Genomic DNA, 17,095 nt, shown 5'->3' on the forward strand with positions numbered 1-17,095 from the left:
TATACCGAATTAGCTTTTAATTTCCTTTCGTTTGGCGGATTTTAGTTTAAAGACATCTTCATAAGTCGGCTCATCAGGGCTGCGTGGGTCGGTCTTTAAAGCCATTTTTTTACTCCAAACCACATCCATACTAAAATGCCCGAATTCTTCGGTAATCTTGCCATAACAGGCATATACGCCCCTACCGTGAATGGGGTACTTATCGACTGCTTTTGGAAAATGTACCGCATCAAAATATTCGCCCTCGTTATCAATAAAAGTGCTTAACCGCATCCGTTTTCCTTGACTTGTTGTATGGAATCTTGAATTCACCATAATCCCGTACAATAACATTTCCCTGCCATTGAACCTGGGCATATCTTTGGCCATCCAATTGGATTTTGGGGCTTCTGAAATCAAGTCGAAATAGTTGCACAACGGAAAGCCCAAAAGCTCCATTTCGTCATAGGCATCTTCCAACCATCCTTGATTGAACTCGGGCAAGGGAAAATTTCGGTGCTTGGGACGGAACAACTGCGGATGTGCGCTCCGTTTTCCCAAAGTATTCAATTTGAACGTGGCTTGCCAGAGCAATTCGGGCTTCGATTTATGGGTAAACCGAAACACCCCGATGCGTATCAAAATCGTTAGCTGTTCAATGCTTACTGCAACCCTGTCAATAAAATCGTCCAAGGATTCATATTTCCCGTAGAGCTGTCTTTCCGTCAATAACCGCTGTACCAAAAAGGTTTCCAAATTCTTCAGGTAGCCAAATCCCAAGTAAATATGTTTCCCTTTAATGCTGTTGGCGTGGTCGCTGTTGTTGATGCAAGGGGCGTGGATAATGCCGCCGCACATCCGGGCTTCCTGAATGTAGTGTTCGCTGCTATAAAAGCCGCCATCGTTATTGAGTACGGCCACCATAAATTCCAAGGGATAGTAGCATTTCAAATAGAGGCTTTGGTAACTCTCCACGGCATAACTGGCCGAATGCCCTTTGGCAAAGGCGTACCCCGCAAAACTGGCAATCTGTTCCCAAACCTCATTGATGACTGTTTCCGAATAGCCTTTCTCCAAGCAGTTGCTCCTGAACTTCAGTTCTACGGCCTTGAACTCCTCCCGGGAGCGAAACTTACCGCTCATTCCCCGTCGCAGCACATCCGCCTCGCCCAAATCCAGTCCGGCAAACTCGTGCGCCACTTTCAACACATCCTCCTGATACACCATCACGCCATAGGTTTCCGGCATAATCTTGGCCAGAACGGGATGGGCTTCCTTTCTTCGTTCCGGTTCCCTATGCCTACGGATAAACTCGGTTTTCATCCCAGATGAAGAAACACCAGGGCGAATCACGGAACTGGCAGCCACTAAACTTAAATAATCACTTACTTGCAACTTTTTCATCAGCCCACGCATTGCAGGGGATTCCACATAATACACCCCGATGGCCTTTCCCTTGGAAAGCATTTGGTTCAGGTTATCGTCCTTCTTGAATTTTTCAATTTGCGAAATGTCGATCTCGGGAAGCTCGTGACGGTTCTCTTTTACGATGTCTATGGCATCCTTGATTTTCGCCAATCCCCGTTGCCCCAAAATATCGAACTTAAAAATTCCCACATCCTCGGCAATAATCATATCGAACTGCACCGTTGGAAATCCCTTTGGCGGTAAATCGGTCGCCGAATAATAATGAACGGGTTTGTCCAGTATTAAGATTCCTGCGCTATGTACGCTCAGGTGGTTGGGCATCCCTTGGATAAGTGAACCGTATTTGACTACGAGCCTATGGATGTCGTTCAATTTGGAAAGTGGGAAGTTTCCATCGCTCAATTGGTCGATGTCGCTTTTCGGCAATCCGAACACCTTGCCCAATTCCCGTACCGTAGCCCGATATTTGAAGGTATTGTAGGTAGCTAACAATGCTGTGTTCGGAAAGCGTTTGAAGATATAGGCGGTAACATCATCACGGTCACGCCAGCTAAAATCAATGTCAAAATCGGGTGGTGAAGCCCGGAACGGATTGATAAAGCGTTCAAAATACAGGTCGAGCTCTATGGGATCTACATCGGTTATCCCAATAATATAAGCTACAATACTGTTTGCTCCACTACCACGGCCCACGTGAAAATACCCTTGGCTCTTGGCATAGCTCACAATATCGTGGTTGATGAGGAAATAAGATACAAAATCCATCTTCCGTATGACCTGTAATTCCCTTTCCAAGCGGGCAAGCACGATGTCATTGGGATTTGAATAGCGTTTGGGCAGGCCCTTGTTACAGAGTTCGGTCAAAAGCTGATAGTCTTGCTCCTTCGATGCGCTAAAAACCTGTTGGTTCTGCGATACCCTGTTCGTTCCAAAACTGAAATCGACTTGGCATTGCGATAATAGGTTTTCGGTGTTTTTGATGATATGGGGAAATTCTTGATAACGACCCAACAAATCTTCCAAGGGCAGCATCCTTTCGGTCTCACTGGCTTCTTCCGTAGTGGGTAATTTGCTCAATAGTGTGTTGTTGTCAATGGCTCGAAGTAACCTATGGGCGTTAAAATCCTTTTTATTTCGGAAAGTTACGGGTTGTTGTACCACCAATTTGTCGGTAAAATTCCGGTAGGCGGAAAACGGTAGTCTCCTTAAATTTTCTATCGAAATACCGATGAATTCATTGTCCAAAAAATGGGTCTTATCCAATTGCAAAAGCTGTTCAAAAGGATAAATGATAAAGGCATTTTTTAGCTCCGGTGCTACCTCGGGCAGTTTGATGGCATTATGGGAATGCTTTGATAAAAATGCGTTCAGTTCAAGAAAACCTTCATTGTTTTTCGCAATACCTACGTACAGTTGTTTTGCCCCGTCCCTAAAATCAATGCCTACCATCGGGCGGATGCCAAAATCAGGAGCCTTACGGATAAAATTGAGGCAGGCCGATGTATTGTTGATGTCGGTAAGTACCAATTCGCCCACACCGTTATCCTTGGCAAGCTGCAACAGGTCGATTTCGGAAAACGTCCCGAATCGTAAGGAATAATAGGTGTGGCAGTTCAGATACATAGGCTATTGGGTTCTGTGCGCCAACACCATTGGCGGTTCGCCATTGAACACATTGTAAAATCTACCGATGGATTTCGCACCCATACAGGATGCCCGCATGATCTTGTTTTCACCAAATCGCTTGCGGATATGGTCCATTGCACCGTAAAGGTTCAGCATTTCCTCGGTGTCGTCGAACAGGTTGATTTGGTAGTTCCCGGAAACCAAATCGCCCATCCGCACACCTACCAACCGTAGCAATATCCGCCTTTGGTACAACTGTTCAAAAAGCTCCAAGACTTTTGGAATCAGGATATGGTCGGCACTGGTATACGGTATCTTCGCTTGTTTGGTATAGGTATTGAAATCGGCATACCTTATCTTAATGGAGATACAGGAAGTGAGCTTATTGCCGTTCCGCAGGGCAAAGGCTAGATTTTCTGCCATCGCCGTTAACGTGGTTCGTAACTTTACCATATCAGTCGTATCCCAAAAGGTGCGTTCGGTCGAAATGGATTTCCGTTCATGGTATTGGATCAGTGGCGGCCTATCAATGCCATTGGCTCGCCGCCAAATGGTCTGCCCATTTTTCCCAAACGCACTGATCATCATTTCCTCCGGCATTTCCTGAATGGTCTGCACCTTAAAAACCCCCATATTCTTTAGGCATTGGAAAGTCTTGCCGCCTACGGAAGGAATCTTGTGCACGGACAGCGGAGCCAAAAACGCCTTTTCAAGACCAAAATCGATTTTCATCTGGTTGTTGGGCTTGGCCTCACCCGTGGCCACCTTTGAGGTTATTTTATTGGAGGACAGTCCGAAGGAAATGGGCAGTCCCGTTTCCTTGATGATTTTATGCCTCAACTCTGTTGCGTATTTGTAGCAGCCAAAGAATTTGTCCATTCCCGTCAAGTCTGCATAGAATTCATCTACGCTCGCCTTTTCAAAAATAGGCACTTGCTCCTTAATGATTTCCGTAACCTCTTGCGAAAACTTGGTATATGTTCCGGCATTGCCACGAATGACAACGGCTTCGGGACAAAGCTGTCGGGCCAACTTCATCGCCATTCCCGAGCGGATGCCAAACTTTCGGGTTTCATAACTACAAGCGGAAACCACGCCACGATCGCCCGTGCCGCCTACCAATAAAGGACGTTTCTGTAAACTGGAGTCCAGTCGCCGTTCACAGGACACAAAAAAAGTGTCCAAATCGAGATGTAGAATTTTATTTTCCATTGGAAAAGCAAAATTAACTACAATATGTAGTTTTTATTGCTTAATTTTGTAGCATTATGAATTTTATATCCAAAAACATCAGGCATCTTCGTGATTTAAAAGGTCTTTCCCAGGAACTACTCGCTGAGGAATTGGGCATATCCCGATCGAACCTCGGTTCCAAAGAGGAAGGACGTTCCGAACCCAATCTGGCGCTATTGGTAACCCTATCGGATTTCTTCAAGATACCTGTCGATATCCTTATAAAAAAGGATCTCACCAAGACCAAGGATTTTTCATTTATAGACTTGGGCAACCAACGGGTTCTGTTCCCTATCATGGTGGACTCAGAAAATGAAGACCTTATCGAGGTGGTACCCGTAAAGACTTCCGCCGGGTATCTGGCAGGATATGATGACCCGGAGTACATTGAACAACTGGAAAAGATCAAGTTACCTTTCCTTCCTTCTGGGAAGCACCGTGCCTTTCCCATTAAGGGGGATTCGATGTTGCCCATGAAAAATGGGTCATTCATTGTTGGCCGCTATGTTGAGGACATGGCCGATATCAAAAACGGCACGACCTATGTGCTTTTGACCAAAAACGATGGCATGGTCTACAAACGGGTCTTTGACCAATTGCATTCCAAAGGGACGTTGCTCTTGGTTTCGGACAACAGGGAATACCTCCCCTATGAAATCAAGGCCGATGAAATCCTGGAGCTATGGGAGTTCACCTGTGCCATCCAAACACAGGAATATAGTCCCGACGAATTGAAGATCAGCAGTATTCTTCAGATGTTCAATGCTTTGGGGGTTGAACTGGAAGCTCTTAAAAGGTAAACAGAATTTTGACCAAATATGTGATGGGCTATGAAAAAATCGACCGGGCCTCATCATATATCCTATCAAAATTGGTCTGTAGGTCGGTACTTGAATATGGCCTTTCACCTTTGGGCAGTTCCCTCTGTATTCTGGTCAGTTTGAACTGTACCTTTTTATCCCTGCCATCTGCATAGGTAATGAACTCGCCTTGCTTTAACCTGAAAAAAACGTCCGCCCGAACCTTCGGGATTTCCTTTTCGCCCGTGGTAACCCGCGTATCAAAATCCAGGTTGTGCCCACGGCTGACACTCTTTGTCGGATCCTTTATTATTTCAAAAAAGCGCTCGTAATACTTGGCGGTATCCGGGTCGTTCACTTTCCCAAAGAACTGATAGGACAGATTGCTCAAAATTGCCCTGCTTGCCTTGTCGCCGTACATCATATCGTTCTGTATCTTGTCCTGCATTACATAGACCGTAACAATATCATAGCTCCTGAGCGTTGCCGGAATACGGTGCATGTTCAACAACCTAATGGTCGGCGCTTCTTCCATCAAAAGAAAGGACGGTCTTGAATGGCGCACGCTCATCTGTTTGGTGATGGTATGTATGATGGTGGCGATAACTGGCGCATAGGACGTCTCATATTTAGGATTGTTGACCACGGAAATGACCGATGGATGCTCCACACTGTTGATATCCAACGGTACTTCATCATACGACAACGCCATAAAAATACGTTGCGTACTGATCCGTTTCAACGCATTGGCCAAGGTGCTTTTAACACCCGCCGTCTGCCTTTCGGAATCCTTTCCGCTGATGAATGCGTCCGCCATTGCCCTCGATGTAGTGTTGGTCTCCAAAAATCCGATCAGGCTGTCCGTGTCCAGCAATTGGTATATGGCTATCAAATGGGGCAGGGTACAGTATTGGGGGTAATCCGTTTTCAGTTTCCAGATCAGTCCACCAACCAATCCCTCAACGGCATCGTTAAAGAATTTTGTAGTACCCGTTGAGCCGCTTTCCCGTTGTTCCAATAGGTTCTCGATCAGTACCCGGGACACCTCATTGACGCTTTCCTCATTTTCCAGATAGCGCGGGGCAATGGGGTTGGCTCTATGGATGATGTTTTCAAAGGAAATGACCTTGAACGGCACCTCGCTATCCTTAAAAAGTGGGTAGGCCATTTCGGTGAGCTCGAAATCCTTATAATCGTGGATGACACCACAGAACCCATGTTTTTTAAAATGTTTTAGAAAACCATAGACCACACTTTCGGTCTTTCCGCTCCCGGCGGAACCGATTACCGATGCGCCACGCTTGATGTTGTTCAGTTCGAAACGGCCATTGGCTGTGGCAAAACCTACACGGTATCTATCGTTTCCTGATTTTGATTGGTCAGCCCTGTGCAGGAACACATAGCCCACTGTATTGATGAGCAATAACGGACAGGCGTAATAAAGCAATGCTAGGGCCATTTCCAACTCCCTTGATAGGTAGAACACCAATAGACCGGTCAACAACAGGTTTAGGGCGAATGCATATTTGACCACACGAAAACAGCCGTAAAACAGGCCGCCCACACCTATAAGTGTCAATATAATTTGAATAAAATTGTCCATAATCTTGATTTTAGATTCCTATTGAGCTTGATTTCACGGCGATTTCCGCGCCTCGTCGCAACCGTTTGAATATCCGCAATGCCATTTGAGCCTGACTGGTGGGGATACTGGGCAGCATTGGCGCCCCCGACTTGCCGATGATCTTAAAGGCCATGGCCCGCTCGTTGGCCGGCAGGTTCATAAGGGCAGCAAAGTAAAGTTTCGGGTGTTGCACAAAGTTCTTTTTTGCCCTATAGGTCTCGGCATAGTTACGTTTGTAACCGAACGCCCTATCGAACGTCTGCTCCGCACGTTCAAAGAACCGATCACGGTCGAAGCCTCGCTTCACCACCTTGCCGTGCATCTCCACTTGGGATGCCCGGTGCTTGCTGCCCGGGGACAGGCTAAAGGTGTTGGAAGCATCCTTTCGGCTGACGATGATATGGATATGGCTCTGGTTACCCGCTTTCTTCATTCCCTGAACGATGCGCTTGCCGTTCTGTTGGTGCGGTGCTTCCTTTTCGAGCTTGGCTATTTCCTTTTGTCGTTTTTTGATATTGCCTTCCATCGTTCCTTTTTGAATGTTCCGGATTTCGGTTTTAAACTGAAGAATCTTTGTGGCATAAGGTTGGTTTTCTCGAATCTCCCTGGCCGTTCCCTTAAAGCTGCGTTGGTGCTCTATTTTTGCAAAATATTTGATGTCGTCCACCGAAACGGGGCGTCCATTGATCTCTCGGTTGAAACTGGCCACGTAATCCTTCATCAACTCGCGGGTATAGCGCTTAAGGCCCTTGCTACTGTCCTGAAGCTTCCGCAGCTCATATTTAGAGGGGCTGACCGTTATTGAATAGAACTTGGGCTCTTTCTTTTTGAGCTTGGCGGTGTTGCCGTCAATTTCCCTGACAACTTCCCCCGCCGATATTCTATCGCCGTACTGGTTGAAAAAGTGCTCCATATCTTCTTTGGCCAGACCCTCATTTTCCTTTTCGAGGTAGCCCACAAAGTCGGCCGAGCTTTGCGGATAGTCGGTTCCCAATTTCTGGGGCGTGATGGTAATGTACATGGTAGATTGGTTTAAGGTTTATCATTTGTGCTCTTCTTTTCCCTGAACTTGGGTTCTTTCTGTTTATCCCCGGCATATTTCTTTTCCAGAATGAGCGGTTTCTTTTTGGGTTCGTCCACTTCAAACAAAGATTGCAGCATTGCGACCGTGGGCTTGGTCTGGGTCTTTTCCACATCGCGCATTATGGCGATGACGGCATTGATTCGTTTCTTGATTTTACTTTCCAACGTCTGCATGTTTGGCCCCAAGGACTCCTTTGGCGAAATGCCGTGCTCCTCAAAAAAATCAATCATCAGCAGCAGCCCCATCGATTGGGAACAGGACATTTTTCTACAGAATTTCCTGAATTTCTTTGCCACGGAAGTTTTAATCCCCAGCTTTTCAAATCGCTCTTTTTCATAGCCTTTATCCATTTTTTCTGAAAAATTTTCTTGTTTTTATTGGGCTGCCAAGGTTTTTTCTGAAAAACCTTGGCCAAAGGCCCAGACCACAAATCGGGCACCGCCCCAAAACCCTTATTATATAAGGGTTCCGGAGGAACATCAAAAACGTAACACCGCAGAGCGTGTTACCCTCTTGCTATTCCTTTTCGTCACGCGAAAGCGTGACAAAAATCCATACAATCCGGCTAAAGAGCCGATTGCCATTTTCAGGGAAAATGATTTTCCGATATGTTATTTTCGATGTGTACGGTTATCGGCGAAAGTCGAAAAGTGGATAACCCTACGTAAAATTGAATGCTTAATTTCAGCAATATAAAGATACGTTTTTTTCTTGACTATATATTAATTGCATACAAAAACACCTCTAAAAATTCAGAGGTGTTCGATTTAAAAATTGGTAAAATTATATATTGAAAACGTATGTATAGGAATATAAATTCCGAAGAGCTTCTTCCTCAATCATCGTTTCAAAACAACCATAATTTTCTTTTACGTATTTGCGAATGCTATCCCCAAATTTTCGTTTCACATCTTCTTTGGAAGTTTCCAAAAGTCGGTTTTGAGCTTCTTCGCTCAAGTCTGTAAAATTGAGATATACCATAGCTTTTGATTTTACAAAATTCCGTTATCAGAAAAACTATAATAATCCCCATTTGGTGCAAAAATCAAATGGTCAAGAATTGTGATATCAAATAATTTTGATGCCTTTTTAATCTTGTTCGTTAGCCTCTTGTCCTCATCACTTGGTAGTAACTTTCCACTTGGGTGGTTGTGGGTTAAAATTATAGCTACAGATAGGGATTTCAATATGACTGCGAACAAAATCCGTAGGTCTATCAATGTACTTGTAATTCCGCCTTGTGAAAGTTGATAGACACCTTTTACTTTGTTGCTGTTGTTCAACAGCACAACTTTGAAAGTTTCTTGTATGCCGATTGTATCTTTATCCCAATCCTCAAAGAGCAATTCTGCCGCATCTTGTGAATTGCTTATTTTCTGCCACTTAGAAGATTTTAAACCCCCTTTATAACTAATTTTTATTTCGTTAACTTGTGCTTTCATTGTTTATCTATTTAAAGTGAATAATGAAAAAGAGGGCGCAACTTTCGAGAGGAACGCCCTATTTAATTTTAAAGATTACTTGTCGCTTTTGCTTCCAAGCAATAAGATTTCATCGGCTACCACTTCGGTAACATAGCGTTGTTCATTTGCTTCGGTTGTGTAGCTTCGGGTTTTCAGTTTTCCCGATACGCCAACTTCTTTGCCTTTTTCGACATACTTTTCTACAATTTCAGCAGTCTTGCCCCAAGCCACTACGGTATGCCAGTTGGTGTCCGTTTGCTTTTCGCCTTTCTTGTCCTTGTAATACTCGTTTGTTGCGAGTGAAAAACGGGCTACTTTCTTCCCGCTTTCAAGGGTCGTAATTGTTGGTTCTTGCCCAACGTTTCCAATTAACTGTACGTGATTTTTAATAGTACTCATAATAAAAAGATTTGTGTCTGATTAATTACAGACTGATTTATAATTCCCCTATTGATTTAAAACAGATTAAATTTTAAGGGGTGTTTGTTCTTTTCTTTCGTGCACCGCACAATGGATAGAGTGGGTTTTGTCAAGACTTTTCGGGATAAAATCAGGTGTGTTTGCGACGTAGTAATCCCGCCATTTTGCGGGATTCAAGGAAGTAGAAACCTTATTTTTCACTAAAACTTGTATAGTCTTGACAAGTTCCATAAGGGCATTAGCAATTCTTTTAAAGCCAGTTGCGATTTGAGCGTACCGACAGTTAAGCGAAATGAGTGGCTGGGTTTAATTTAGAATTGGTTATGTACTGCCTGTTTTTCGACGACCCGAAAAACAACAAAGGCTTTATCCATTATAAACCCCTTAAAATGTGCAAGGCAACGGTTCGGTTTTTAGGCATTTTCGAGTAAGGACTCAAGAAGACCGCACCGAAAATTCCGTTAAGAAAATCGAGGCGATGCCTTTCCGATGAAAAAGCGGACTTGATTCACGATTTTGGCTCTGGAATGTAGTGTTCCTTCCCAGCGTAGCGGGAAGGGTTAACGAAATGGAAAGCTGAAATTGGGGATTGTGTCCAAGACCTTTGTAGTGAAGCTCTTTGCCCGAAGTGAAGTGGTTGCCTGCTTTTTCAGCAGGCGAGCGTGGAATGTAGGGGAATGTGCTTAGTGGGATTATAAAATTAATGCATAAAAAAACCTTCCTACCATAACAAGAAGGTTTTTAATTGTAATTCGTTTGCTATTTTTCCCTTTTTAGAACCAACTGATACACACAAGGAATAACCACCAAATTCAAAATAGTGGCTGAAAGCAAACCTCCCAAAATTACGACGGCCATTGGACTTTGGATTTCACTACCGGGCTCGCCACCTTTTAGAGCCAATGGTATCAATGCCAGACCTGTGGTAAAGGCGGTCATTAATATGGGATTTAATCTGTCTAAAGCTCCAGCTTTTATTAACTGAAAACCGTGTACTCCTTCTTTTCTCAAATCTTCATACCGTGAGACCAATAGAATACCATTTCGTGTGGCAATACCAAACAAACTGATAAAACCTATGGTCGCTGCAATACTTATGATACCTGAAGTAAAATACACTATCAAGATACCACCAATCAATGCCAACGGTAAATTAATCAACACTACGAACGCCAGTTTTACATCCTTGAATTCATAATACAATAACAAGAAAATGATGGCTATGGCAATGATGGCCGTTATCAAGAGAAGCTGTGATGCCTTGGATTCACTTTCAAACTGTCCACCATATTGCACACGGTAGCCTTCTGGCATATTTACATTGTTGCCCACGACTTCCTTTATTTCGTTAACAGCACCACGTAAATCCCTGCCTTGAACATTGGCGGCGACCACAATCTTTCGTTGTACCTCTTCCCGATTGATGGTGTTTGGACTGCTTACCGATTGAACGGTTGCCAATTCGCCCAGCGTGGTTTGTCCGCCATTTGGTAAACTAATCAAGGTTTTATTGATGTTCTCAATATTGTCCCGAAACTGTTTTTCATAGCGTACTACCAAATCAAAATACTGTTGACCTTCATAAATCTCGCCCGCTTCTTCCCCCGCAAAGGCAATATCCACTTGCTCCATTAAATTGCCCACCGTCATTCCATAGGCCGAGAGAATCTGGCGTTTGGGTTTGATGCGGATTTGTGGCACTTCAATTTGTTGGTCAACTGCAACGTCAGCCAGTCCATCTATATCCTTAATGTTCTGCTCTATGCTTTTACCAACTTCAAACAAACGTTGTAAATCTGAACCAAATATCTTGATTGCAATATTGGCACGTGTACCCGAAAGCATATGGTCAATTCGGTGTGCGATAGGTTGTCCTAATGTGATATTAACACCAGGTGCGATGCTCAATTTATTTCGGACTTCTTCAAAGAATTCTTCTTTGGTTTTGTCTTCGAGAACAAAGGGCACATCGATTTCCGAAGCATTCACACCTTGCGCGTGTTCGTCCAGTTCTGCACGTCCTTGTCTTCGAGTAACGACCTCTACTTCGGGCATATCCAATAAAATGGTCTCTATTAACTTTCCAGTCTTATTACTTTCTTCCAAGGACATTCCCGGTGGACCGACTACACTTATTACTAAAGAACCCTCGTTAAATTCAGGAAGAAAACTCCTTCCCAACTGTGTGACCACTAAAAGACTTAACAGAAAGGCAATCACAGTTAGGCCAATAATGGTTTTGGGAATTCGTGTTGCACGTTCCAAAAGGTTGCCATAATGCTTTTGTAACCATCGCTCCACACGTGTACCTTCAGCTTGCTTGTTCAAAAGCTTTTCATTGTCCAATAAATAGGAACACAGAATGGGCGTGACCGTCACGGCAACTACCAATGAGGTCAATACCGAGGTCACAAAGGCTATTCCGAGCGGTTGTAACAATCGGCCTTCCATTCCGCTTAAAAAGAACAAGGGAACAAACGAAACGATAATAATTAAGGTAGCGATGATAATGGAACTTCGTATCTCTACTGAAGCGTCACGCACTACTTTTATGGTCGATTCCCGCTCCGCTTTTGGTTTTCTGATATTTTCACGCAAGCGTTTATATACATTTTCCACGTCGATGATGGCATCATCTACCAACGCTCCTATGGCAATGGCCATACCACCCAAACTCATTGTATTTATGGTGTAACCCAGCCATTTCAAAATAATGATGGATACCAATAATGAAATAGGGATTGCCAGCAAGGAAATAACGGTAGTTCTCCAGTTCATTAAAAAGATGAACAGGATAATCATTACAAAAAACGCACCTTCTAAAAGAGTCATATTTAGATTACTAATAGAAGCATCTATGAAATCAGATTGCCTGAAAATTTGACTTTTGATGTTGACCCCTTTTGGCAATGTGGATTCTAAATCAGCAATCGCTTCATCCAGTCGGTCTGTCAACTCCAATGTATTCACATCGGGTTGTTTTGAAATAGTCAGAATCACAGCGGGATTTGCGTTTAATGAACCATCGCCAATTTTATCAGCTGCACCAATCTGTACGGTTGCAACGTCTTTAATCTTGATAGTTTGACCATTCACTTCCCTAAGTACTGCTTCCTGCAAGTCTTCCAGCGCATAGGCTCTACCGCTTCCCTTAATGATGTACTGATTGCCATATTGATTGATGACACCACCGGGCGCATTTTGATTTGCTTCCTTAACGTGTTCTACCAATTCCGATAGGCTCACGCCGTAATACTTCATCTTTTCGGGATTGGCAAATACTTGGTATTGCTTGTAATCGCCGCCAATGACCACCACATTCGCAATACCGCCAATGGCTTTTATGCGAGGTCTGATGGTCCAGTCGGACAAGGTTCGCAATTCCATTGGCGAAAGACTATCCGATGTCACGCCCAAGAGCATTATTTCGCCCATAATGGAAGATATAGGTGCCATTGTAGGCGCACCGATTCCTTCGGGTAGGTTCTCTCGTACCATTGGGATGCGTTCGCTTACAATTTGGCGTGCACGGTAAATATCGGTTCCCCATTCAAATTCTACCCAAACAATGGAAATACCTGCTGCCGATGACGAACGGATTCGTCTCACGTTGGGCGAACCGTTCAAGGCAGTTTCCAATTGATAGGTTACTAATTTTTCGACTTCTTCAGATTCCATTCCGTGCGCTTCGGTAAGAATGGTTACCGTAGGTGCCGTTAGGTCTGGGAATACATCCACGTTCATCGTACGGGCATAATAGATGCCCAACACGCTCAATGCAACCGCTCCCAATAGAATGAGCAATCTGTTTTGAAGTGAAATTGATAATATTTTATTTAACATTTCTCTTCGTTTTTAATGTTCGTGACCGTGTGCCGGTGTAGAACCGGACATTGAAGCCATTTTAACTTGATACGCTCCCGTTGTCACGACCACTTCGCCCACTTGCAGACCTTCCAGTATCTCTACATTTTCGCCATTGCGTTTTCCAATCTTTACAGGTCGTCTTTCAAAACTTTCGCCCGAAAGCTGAACGATAACGGAATAGCTGCCATAGTCCTCCAAAAGAGCATTCACGGGAATCATTGTGTTTTGGGTAGCATTTCCCATCGCAATCTGTACGGGCGTTAAGCTACCTTCTGGCATTTCGACCTCTGCGTTTACTTGTGCGAAAACAGAAATCAATGGGTTTTCACGTTCTACGTCTTTACCAATAGAAAGGATTTTGCCCTCTGCATCGGTTACGTCCTTCCATTGGCCGTCATTATCCTGATACCAAATGCCCTGTGCATTGTCCATCGTAAGTCCGTAGTCGGGTGCCAATTGGGTTTTTAAAACCTTGGATTGATGTGTTCCAACGCTTACCAGCGCAACGCCTTGTGCTACATAATCGCCATTTGAAACGGTTATGGATTTGATAAACCCATCAAAAGGGGCGCGGATTTGTTTGCTTCCGCCCGAAACACCGGATACCAAGGATTGATAGTTAGCTCTGGCTATCTCAAAACTGCTTTCCACTTTCTCAAATTCAGATTTTGGGACAATTTTAGACTCGTATAGCTCTTTCTTCCGTTCATATTCCGATTTGGCTTGTTGGAATTTCGCTTTCGCGGAAGCGATATCCGTACTCAAATTGTTCGAAGCTAAACCTTGACTGTTCAAGCTCATTAACAGCTGGCCTTGTTTTACCGCTGTACCTTCTGTAAGGTTATCCATTTTAAAATCCACCACACCATTGGATTTTGCCGCCAAGGACTTTGTTGAACCTGGCGATGGCATCCAAACACCTGATGTGTTGATGACATCGTAGATTTTACCAGAAACAACAGGTGCGGTCTGAAAATCGATTTTCCAAGCCTGCTCCTTTAAGAACGAAATACTTCCATCGTCTTCTTCCATACCTAAAGCTTTTATGGCTTCATCCGTAGTGGCATATACCATTACATCATCAATGGAAATTTTATCCGAATACTCTGGTGTCGTCAATTCAAAAACCAATTGATAGTTCCCAGCTTCTTTCGGTTGTATGGCAGGCGAAAAAATACCTGGTGATGACGGTACATCTACCGTATTTCTGATTCCTTTACCATCTTTTATCAATCTTACCGTTACAGAACCTTCCCGAACGGGTTGGTGTTTATCCAAAACCGTAAAGTGGGCTGCGAATTTGCTGCCGTTGCCCACTATAAGCGCAGGAAACTCAACAAAGAGTTCTGTTTTATCCGTCCAGATAGTATGGCTCAATCGTGTAATTTCTTCGCCCACGTGACTACCATCTGCATTATGTGCGTGTGCATCTTCTGCCTTGTTATTACAGGACATTGCCAAAAAGGCGAGCACAATTATTATATATTTCATCTTCTGAATGTATTTGATTTTTAATGGTCGTTGTGTTCAGAACCATCATCGTGTTTGTGGGTATCAGAACCGTCATCTAAATGGTTACCGTCCGAATCGTGGTCGTGACCGTGGTCATTTGTCTTCATTTCCATAGAATCTTTTCCTACTTCAAATTCTTCTTGTTCTATGTCTTCCTCGTGCATATGGCTTCCGTCTTCATTATGTTCGTGACCGTGGTCATCTGTACTCTCTTTTTTTGTTTCCCTGCAAGAGCTTACCAAAAATGTTGATGCGATTGCTATTGCAAATATTATTTTTGAAATTTTCATAATCTTTGTTTTAAAGGTTTATAATGTATGTTTTAATAATTGTGCCTGAAGTAATTGTATTTCTTTTTCCATCTGCAACATTCTGTCAGATGCATTGCGGTAAAACTGAAGCTCTACATAGTAATCCATAAACGAATATTCGCCCAACATATAGGCCTTAAAGAGCAGTTGTTCGCTGTTTAAGTTGCCCATTGTGGTTAGATACTCATTGTATTTTTCGAGCATCAATTCGTATCGATTGTATGTTTCCTGAAATTGGGCATACAGCGAAGCGGTAATGACTTGAGTATTCGATTGCTGATATTCATAATCGGCCTCGGCCGCTTTTACATTGTTCTTGCTGTTCCACAACGGAATGGAAAGACCACCGTAAAAACCCGAAAAATTACTGCCGCTAACGCCCTGGTAATTGTAACCAAGTGCCATATTGGGCAACACCTTGTTTTTTTCAAGTTTTACTTTTTGAAGCGAAGCCGTTTCAGCTGCCTTTAAACCTTGTAACGAAGGGTCGCTGGCTAATCTTTCTTGCCAAAGCGTTTCGACCGAAGCAACCTCGATAGGTAAATCGATAACTTCTGTAAAACCATCAATGGAATTACCGCCGTTCAATGTTCTGAGGTTGGACAGTACAATTTGGATTTCGCTTTCAATCTGTTGAACAACGAATTGCTCTTGAATCCAAGCGATTTTCGCCTTGTTCAAATCCAAAATCCCGACTTGTTCCTTATCATACAGCTCTTGAACCTGGTCGAAAACCTGTTTGCTCTGGGTTCGCCTTTCGGATTCAATAGCTTTCTGCTTTCGAAGGAAAGCGAGTTCAATCAATACCGATTTTGCTTCCAATAAAACTTCCTGCCGCTTTTTGGCATAGGACGTTTGCAGTTGTATCGCCTTTAAGTCGTTCCATTTACTGCGTGAACCGTAAACCGTCGGAAATTCGAAGGATTGCGATATTTCATATTCGGTGTAATTTCCCGATACGTTATCGCCAAAGGGCAAATAATAGCCTGAAAGCTGTGGGTCGGGTAAATTATTGGTGCTCTTGTTTTCGAGCTGTTGGCTTTCAATGAAAGATTGATAGCCTTTTAACTCAGTATTGTTCTGTTCTATTACGTTTAGCAGTTCCCCAATGTTTTTATCCTGTGAGAAACCATTAACGAAGAACAGGCATCCGCAAATCGCGGATACGATGTATTTATTCATTGTTTGAAGTTTTAGGTTTAATCTTAAAGTATAAGAGGATTCCTGCCGTAGCGGTAGGTATTCCTAAACGATTAACCTAAAGATGGTGGGCCCCGTAAATCGAGGGATGAGAGGTAAGGATTAAAATGCCTATTGGGCGGATGATAAATTGGCGGTTTATCGTTTTGCCTATTATCAACGACATAAAATTCTTGAAAATCAGAAGTAAGTTTTACGACATTGTCATCTACGATAGTTTGCCGCTCAACAGTATTCCTTTTAAGTACAACAATATCGCTGGAAACCGTTGAATGAACGTGCATATCCATAAAAAATCCAAAGAAACCGTATGGTGATTCTTTCTTTTCGTGAGAACTGTCATCGTGATGATGATGTTCGCCAGTATGGGCAATATCTGAATGGGAATGCGTTTCCTCGTGCTGATGATGCAAATGTGGAAAAGCCTGATGCAACATCAATAGGCTAAACAAGCCTAAAAAGAAAAATGCCGCTATTTTATTTGGTTTTTGCATCAAATACAAAACTAATGAAATTTGAGTATATTTTTAGAGTTTTAAGACTTGAAA

14 protein-coding genes are annotated in these 17,095 nt (G+C 43.4%); 1 reads left to right on the top strand and 13 read right to left on the bottom strand.

The annotated features are described in order from the left end of the window. Positions 1–9: 9 nt before the first annotated feature. Both BT112_RS05735 and dinB read right to left on the bottom strand, forming a co-directional pair. Positions 10–3,030 (bottom strand): DNA polymerase III subunit alpha, encoded by a 3,021-nt coding sequence (locus BT112_RS05735; protein ID WP_072316408.1) that lies wholly within the window; start codon positions 3,028–3,030, stop codon positions 10–12. Between the two features lie 3 nt (positions 3,031–3,033). Continuing rightward, positions 3,034–4,245: a DNA polymerase IV gene (gene dinB / locus BT112_RS05740; RefSeq protein ID WP_072316409.1), complete on the bottom strand. Its 1,212-nt coding sequence runs from the start codon at positions 4,243–4,245 to the stop codon at positions 3,034–3,036. Positions 4,246–4,301: 56 nt separating this feature from the next. Here dinB and BT112_RS05745 point away from each other — a divergent pair, with 56 nt between their 5' ends. Beyond that, positions 4,302–5,066 carry an XRE family transcriptional regulator gene (locus BT112_RS05745; RefSeq protein ID WP_072316410.1) on the top strand — a complete coding sequence of 255 codons (765 nt, stop codon included), beginning with the start codon at positions 4,302–4,304 and terminating at the stop codon, positions 5,064–5,066. 28 nt (positions 5,067–5,094) lie between these two features. Here the strand turns inward: BT112_RS05745 and BT112_RS05750 are convergent, their stop codons facing one another. The 11 genes from BT112_RS05750 to BT112_RS05805 form a co-directional block, all read right to left on the bottom strand. Next, on the bottom strand, positions 5,095–6,669 hold the full coding sequence (locus BT112_RS05750; RefSeq protein WP_072316411.1) for a type IV secretory system conjugative DNA transfer family protein: 1,575 nt from the start codon (positions 6,667–6,669) through the stop codon (positions 5,095–5,097). Between the two features lie 10 nt (positions 6,670–6,679). Further along, positions 6,680–7,711 carry a MobB family relaxase gene (mobB, locus tag BT112_RS05755; RefSeq protein ID WP_072316412.1) on the bottom strand — a complete coding sequence of 344 codons (1,032 nt, stop codon included), beginning with the start codon at positions 7,709–7,711 and terminating at the stop codon, positions 6,680–6,682. An 11-nt stretch (positions 7,712–7,722) separates the two neighbouring features. Then, the gene (locus tag BT112_RS05760) at positions 7,723–8,124 is read right to left on the bottom strand and encodes a BfmA/BtgA family mobilization protein (protein WP_175545754.1); all 402 of its coding nucleotides are present in this window, start codon (positions 8,122–8,124) and stop codon (positions 7,723–7,725) included. A gap of 433 nt (positions 8,125–8,557) precedes the next feature. After that, on the bottom strand, positions 8,558–8,755 hold the full coding sequence (locus BT112_RS05765) for a hypothetical protein (RefSeq protein WP_072316413.1): 198 nt from the start codon (positions 8,753–8,755) through the stop codon (positions 8,558–8,560). An 11-nt stretch (positions 8,756–8,766) separates the two neighbouring features. Then, entirely contained in the window at positions 8,767–9,216 is a 450-nt protein-coding gene (locus tag BT112_RS05770) for a JAB domain-containing protein (protein ID WP_072316414.1), read from the bottom strand. A gap of 75 nt (positions 9,217–9,291) precedes the next feature. Continuing rightward, positions 9,292–9,636: a single-stranded DNA-binding protein gene (locus BT112_RS05775; protein WP_072316415.1), complete on the bottom strand. Its 345-nt coding sequence runs from the start codon at positions 9,634–9,636 to the stop codon at positions 9,292–9,294. A gap of 780 nt (positions 9,637–10,416) precedes the next feature. After that, positions 10,417–13,500, bottom strand: a complete 3,084-nt coding sequence (locus tag BT112_RS05785; protein ID WP_072316417.1) for an efflux RND transporter permease subunit — start codon at positions 13,498–13,500, stop codon at positions 10,417–10,419. Between the two features lie 12 nt (positions 13,501–13,512). Then, the gene (locus BT112_RS05790; protein WP_072316418.1) at positions 13,513–15,015 is read right to left on the bottom strand and encodes an efflux RND transporter periplasmic adaptor subunit; all 1,503 of its coding nucleotides are present in this window, start codon (positions 15,013–15,015) and stop codon (positions 13,513–13,515) included. 20 nt (positions 15,016–15,035) lie between these two features. Continuing rightward, positions 15,036–15,326, bottom strand: coding sequence for a hypothetical protein (locus tag BT112_RS05795; protein ID WP_072316419.1), 291 nt, complete (start codon positions 15,324–15,326; stop codon positions 15,036–15,038). An 18-nt stretch (positions 15,327–15,344) separates the two neighbouring features. Beyond that, the gene (locus tag BT112_RS05800) at positions 15,345–16,529 is read right to left on the bottom strand and encodes a TolC family protein (RefSeq protein WP_072316420.1); all 1,185 of its coding nucleotides are present in this window, start codon (positions 16,527–16,529) and stop codon (positions 15,345–15,347) included. 71 nt (positions 16,530–16,600) lie between these two features. Continuing rightward, positions 16,601–17,041: a hypothetical protein gene (locus BT112_RS05805; RefSeq protein WP_072316421.1), complete on the bottom strand. Its 441-nt coding sequence runs from the start codon at positions 17,039–17,041 to the stop codon at positions 16,601–16,603. Positions 17,042–17,095 lie beyond the last annotated feature (54 nt).

The organism is Sinomicrobium oceani (assembly GCF_900119185.1).
GTDB lineage: Bacteria > Bacteroidota > Bacteroidia > Flavobacteriales > Flavobacteriaceae > Sinomicrobium > Sinomicrobium oceani.

What these genes read in the sequence shown, in the direction of transcription:
- BT112_RS05735 (WP_072316408.1), bottom strand. Translation starts at nt 3,030, where the DNA reads ATGTATCTGAACTGCCACACCTATTATTCCTTACGATTCGGGACGTTT.
- dinB (WP_072316409.1), bottom strand. Translation starts at nt 4,245, where the DNA reads ATGGAAAATAAAATTCTACATCTCGATTTGGACACTTTTTTTGTGTCC.
- BT112_RS05745 (WP_072316410.1), top strand. Translation starts at nt 4,302, where the DNA reads ATGAATTTTATATCCAAAAACATCAGGCATCTTCGTGATTTAAAAGGT.
- BT112_RS05750 (WP_072316411.1), bottom strand. Translation starts at nt 6,669, where the DNA reads ATGGACAATTTTATTCAAATTATATTGACACTTATAGGTGTGGGCGGC.
- mobB (WP_072316412.1), bottom strand. Translation starts at nt 7,711, where the DNA reads ATGTACATTACCATCACGCCCCAGAAATTGGGAACCGACTATCCGCAA.
- BT112_RS05760 (WP_175545754.1), bottom strand. Translation starts at nt 8,124, where the DNA reads ATGGATAAAGGCTATGAAAAAGAGCGATTTGAAAAGCTGGGGATTAAA.
- BT112_RS05765 (WP_072316413.1), bottom strand. Translation starts at nt 8,755, where the DNA reads ATGGTATATCTCAATTTTACAGACTTGAGCGAAGAAGCTCAAAACCGA.
- BT112_RS05770 (WP_072316414.1), bottom strand. Translation starts at nt 9,216, where the DNA reads ATGAAAGCACAAGTTAACGAAATAAAAATTAGTTATAAAGGGGGTTTA.
- BT112_RS05775 (WP_072316415.1), bottom strand. Translation starts at nt 9,636, where the DNA reads ATGAGTACTATTAAAAATCACGTACAGTTAATTGGAAACGTTGGGCAA.
- BT112_RS05785 (WP_072316417.1), bottom strand. Translation starts at nt 13,500, where the DNA reads ATGTTAAATAAAATATTATCAATTTCACTTCAAAACAGATTGCTCATT.
- BT112_RS05790 (WP_072316418.1), bottom strand. Translation starts at nt 15,015, where the DNA reads ATGAAATATATAATAATTGTGCTCGCCTTTTTGGCAATGTCCTGTAAT.
- BT112_RS05795 (WP_072316419.1), bottom strand. Translation starts at nt 15,326, where the DNA reads ATGAAAATTTCAAAAATAATATTTGCAATAGCAATCGCATCAACATTT.
- BT112_RS05800 (WP_072316420.1), bottom strand. Translation starts at nt 16,529, where the DNA reads ATGAATAAATACATCGTATCCGCGATTTGCGGATGCCTGTTCTTCGTT.
- BT112_RS05805 (WP_072316421.1), bottom strand. Translation starts at nt 17,041, where the DNA reads ATGCAAAAACCAAATAAAATAGCGGCATTTTTCTTTTTAGGCTTGTTT.